The sequence below is a fragment of the uncultured Caldilinea sp. genome, from assembly GCF_937128415.1.
Taxonomy (GTDB): domain Bacteria; phylum Chloroflexota; class Anaerolineae; order Caldilineales; family Caldilineaceae; genus Caldilinea.
Genome location: NZ_CAKZMJ010000038.1, coordinates 1 through 3,519 on the forward strand (window position 1 = coordinate 1; position 3,519 = coordinate 3,519).

General features: G+C 64.2%; 4 protein-coding genes. All 4 read left to right on the top strand.

Features of this window, described 5'->3' with window-relative positions:
• Window positions 1-543, top strand: a 543-nt coding sequence (locus Q0367_RS06575) for a protein disulfide oxidoreductase (protein ID WP_298981279.1), incomplete at its 5' end; no start/stop codon positions are given.
• Between the two features lie 52 nt (window positions 544-595).
• A complete protein-coding gene (locus tag Q0367_RS06580) occupies window positions 596-1,246 on the top strand; it encodes an RNA polymerase sigma factor (protein WP_297637879.1) in 651 nt (216 codons plus the stop codon).
• Window positions 1,246-1,500: an anti-sigma factor gene (locus Q0367_RS06585; protein ID WP_297637876.1), complete on the top strand. Its 255-nt coding sequence runs from the start codon at window positions 1,246-1,248 to the stop codon at window positions 1,498-1,500. The genes Q0367_RS06580 and Q0367_RS06585 overlap by 1 nt, the downstream gene beginning before the upstream one ends.
• 167 nt (window positions 1,501-1,667) lie before the next feature.
• Window positions 1,668-3,065, top strand: a complete 1,398-nt coding sequence (locus tag Q0367_RS06590; RefSeq protein WP_298981280.1) for an HlyD family secretion protein — start codon at window positions 1,668-1,670, stop codon at window positions 3,063-3,065.
• The last annotated feature ends 454 nt before the right edge of the window (window positions 3,066-3,519 follow it).

Below are 3,519 nucleotides of genomic sequence, written 5' to 3' on the forward strand. Positions count from 1 at the left end.
GTCAGCGTGGAGGTGCGCGACTTTGTCAAGGACAGCGAAGTGGCCGAGACCTACGGCATCGACAAAATTCCGGCCATCGCCATCGTGCGCGACGGCGAGGAACCCAAAGATTACGGCGTTCGCCTCTACGGCATTCCCTCCGGCTATGAGTTCGGCACGCTGATCGAGGACATCCGCCTCGTCAGTTCGGGCGAACATGGGTTGAGCGAAAAGACGCTGGAGCAATTGGCGCAGTTGAAGGGGCCGGTGAACATCCAGGTCTTCGTGACGCCGACCTGCCCCTATTGCCCGCGCGCAGTGCTGCTGGCGCATCGGCTGGCCATTGCGAGCGATCGCGTCACCGCCGCGATGGTGGAGGCGACCGAGTTCCCGCATCTCGCCAACCGCTATCAGGTTTACGGCGTGCCGCGCACGGTCATCAACGACGTCATTCACATCGAAGGCGCCGTGCCGGAAAATATGTTGATGGCCAAGCTGATGAACGTCACCGATGAGGAGTTCATGAAGCTGGCGCGACAGCACTGGGAAGCGATGGTCAGTTGAGGCAACCCGCCGGCTTTGTCCCCTTCGTCGTGCGGCTGGTATAATCGGCTGCATGACGAAGGAACTGCCTGCGCCGACGCTGCTCTCGCCTGAGCTGCTCGACGAAGCCTACGAACAGCGTTTGCTCGAACGCATTCGAGCAGGCGACAAGACGGCCTGCGCCGAATGCATCGACTTGCATAGCGCGGGCGTCTATCGGTTGGCGTTGCGCATGGTCGGCGATCCGCACGAGGCGGAGGACATCGTCCAGGAGACCTTTCTCAACGCCTTCCGCACCATCGACTCCTTCGAGGGGCGTTCCAGTCTGAGCACCTGGCTGTATCGGATCGCCTACAATGCAGCGCTGATGCGGCTACGCAAGAAACAGCCGTTGCACGTCTCCATCGACCCGCATGTGGACGAGGAGGAGACGGCGACGACGCCGGTGCAGCTGTTCGACTGGTGCTGCCTGCCGGAAGAGGATTTCCAAACCGCCGAGGCGCGCAACGAGCTGGAGCGCGCCATCAGCGAGCTGCCGGAGCCGCTGCGCGCCGTTTTTGTGTTGCGCGAGCTGGAAGGATTGTCCACCGAAGAGACGGCGCAGGCGCTTGACCTCTCCGTTTCCAACGTCAAGGTGCGTCTGCATCGCGCCCGGCTGTGGCTGCGCGAGCGTCTCTCTGGCTACTTCACCGAGCTGGCGCAACGTTCTCAAGAGCGAAACTGATGGACGCCGCTGTTTCTCATCACACATGCAAAGAATTGCTCGTCAGTCTTTCCGATTATCTCGACGGTGAAGCGGCTGAAGCGCTGTGCGCCGAGATCGAGCGACACCTGGCCGATTGCGAAGATTGCCGCGTGGTCGTCGACACCCTGCGCAAGACGATCCTGCTCTACCGCACCCTGCCGCCCCCTTCCCCGCCGCAAACTATCCGCGCTCGTTTGCTTCATGCTCTGGAACTGGACAAGGACGCGCCGTAGCGCTGCATTGCTCATTTTGGGGCGTTGATTTGCGGTTGGCGGAGCCGGGTTAAGCCTGGCGGCGCGGCGCACTTCCTTCTGAATTCGGAAACAAAGCCCCCGGTGATAAAATAGGATGTCGACTGCCGCAAGCGCAAAAGCTGGTGTGAGGAGAAGAGACGACATCCATGAACAATCGATGGTTACTGCTGCTCGTCGGTGCAGCGGCGGCAGCTGTCATGGGCTATCTGGGCCATCGACTGGGCGTATGGCCGGATGAGTTCGAACGCGTACTGGCCGCGGCTCCCCTGCAGATCACGGCGGATGGAGAGCGCGTTCAGCCGATCGCCGTTCCTCCTCGCAAGGTGCGCGCCGAAGCCAGCGTCGTTCCCGTGCGCAGCGTCGACCTGAGCGCGCCGATCGAGGGAACCGTCCAGGAAGTCTTGATCCAGGAGGGCGACGCCGTCACGGAAGGACAGTTGCTGGTCAAGCTCAAAGATAGCCGGCAGCGCGTGCTGGTGGCACAGGCGGAAGCCGCCCTCAACCGCGCTCGCGCCGCCCTGGCGCTGCTTGAGGCGGGGCCTTCGCCTGAAGAGATCGCCGAGCTGGAAGCGACGCTGGCTGCAGCGCAGGCCGCCTACGACAAACTGGCGCAGGGACAGCTTCCCGGCGCCATCGCCGAAGCGGAGGCCGCTCTGGCGCAAGCGCAGGCCGACTATCGGCTGCTGACCCGCGGCGCCGACCCGTTGGAGATCGTCGAAGCGACCGCTCGGCTAGAGCTGGCGCAGGCGCAGCTCGATCAGGCGCGTTCCGCCTACAACAAGGTGCGCAACCATCCCGACATCGGCATGCTCCCCGAGTCGGTGGCGATGCAACAGGCCACCGCCGCCTACAACGCCGCCAAAGCGCGACTCGATTTTTTGCAAAGCGGAGCGACGCCAGAACAGATCGCCAGCGCCGCCGCCGCAGTGCGTCAGGCGCAAGTCCGGCTCGACGCGTTGCGTCAGATGGAGCCGCTCGAGCTGGCGGAGGCTGAGGCTCTGGTCCATCAGGCCCAAGCCGCCTTGGACAGGCTTCGAGCTGGCGCGCGACCCGAGGAAATTGCAGTGGCGCAGGGCGACGTCGACATCGCCATCGCACAACTTCAGGATGCACTCGTCGCTCTGGCAGAGACCGAGCTGCGCGCTCCTTTCGACGGCGTCATCACCGCCGTCGCCGTCGAAAACGGTGCGTACGTCACACCCGATCTTCCGATCGTTCAATTGGCGGACGTCTCGGCGTGGCGCATCGAAACGTTGGACTTGACCGAACTCGACGTCGCAGGCATCTCGCCCGGCGATCGCGTCGAGATCACTTTCGATGCCTTGCCTTCGCTGCGCCTCGAGGGGAGGGTGCTGCGCATCCGTCCGGTTGGGGAGATCAGCAGTGTCTCGCCGGTCGCCGGCGCGCTGCCGCAACGCGCCTTGCCGCTCGCCGAACAAATGGCGGGCGACATCGTCTATCGCGTGATCATTGAACCGGAAACGTACGACCCGCGGCTGCTATGGAATATGACCGCCGTAGTCGATTTCGGCGCGCGGCGGTAATCTGCGAAGCAGGCCCTCACCCCCTGGCCCCCTCTCCCAAGGCTGGGAGAGGGGGGAACATCGTAGGTGCGGCTCTCAGCCGCACGTTCTTGATGGATCCGGGTGGGCCCTCACCCCCCGGCCCCCTCTCCCAAGGCTGGGAGAGGGGGAGCATCGTAGGTGCGGCTCCCGGCCGCACGTTCTTGATGGATCCGGGTGGGCCCTCACCCCCCGGCCCCCTCTCCCAAGGCTGGGAGAGGGGGAGCATCGTAGGTGCGGCTCTCAGCCGCACGTTCTTGATGGATTCGGGTGGGCCCTCACCCCCCGGCCCCCTCTCCCAAGGCTGGGAGAGGGGGAGCATCGTAGGTGCGGCTCCCAGCCGCACGCTCTCGATAGGGGAAAACGGAATCAGAATGCGAGGAGGCTGTAGCCGCCGTCCACTTCGATCGTCTGACCCACGATCATGCGGGCGGCG

Excerpts from the sequence above, each read along its gene's own strand:
- Q0367_RS06580 (WP_297637879.1), top strand. The coding sequence starts at position 596 with ATGACGAAGGAACTGCCTGCGCCGACGCTGCTCTCGCCTGAGCTGCTC.
- Q0367_RS06585 (WP_297637876.1), top strand. The coding sequence starts at position 1,246 with ATGGACGCCGCTGTTTCTCATCACACATGCAAAGAATTGCTCGTCAGT.
- Q0367_RS06590 (WP_298981280.1), top strand. The coding sequence starts at position 1,668 with ATGAACAATCGATGGTTACTGCTGCTCGTCGGTGCAGCGGCGGCAGCT.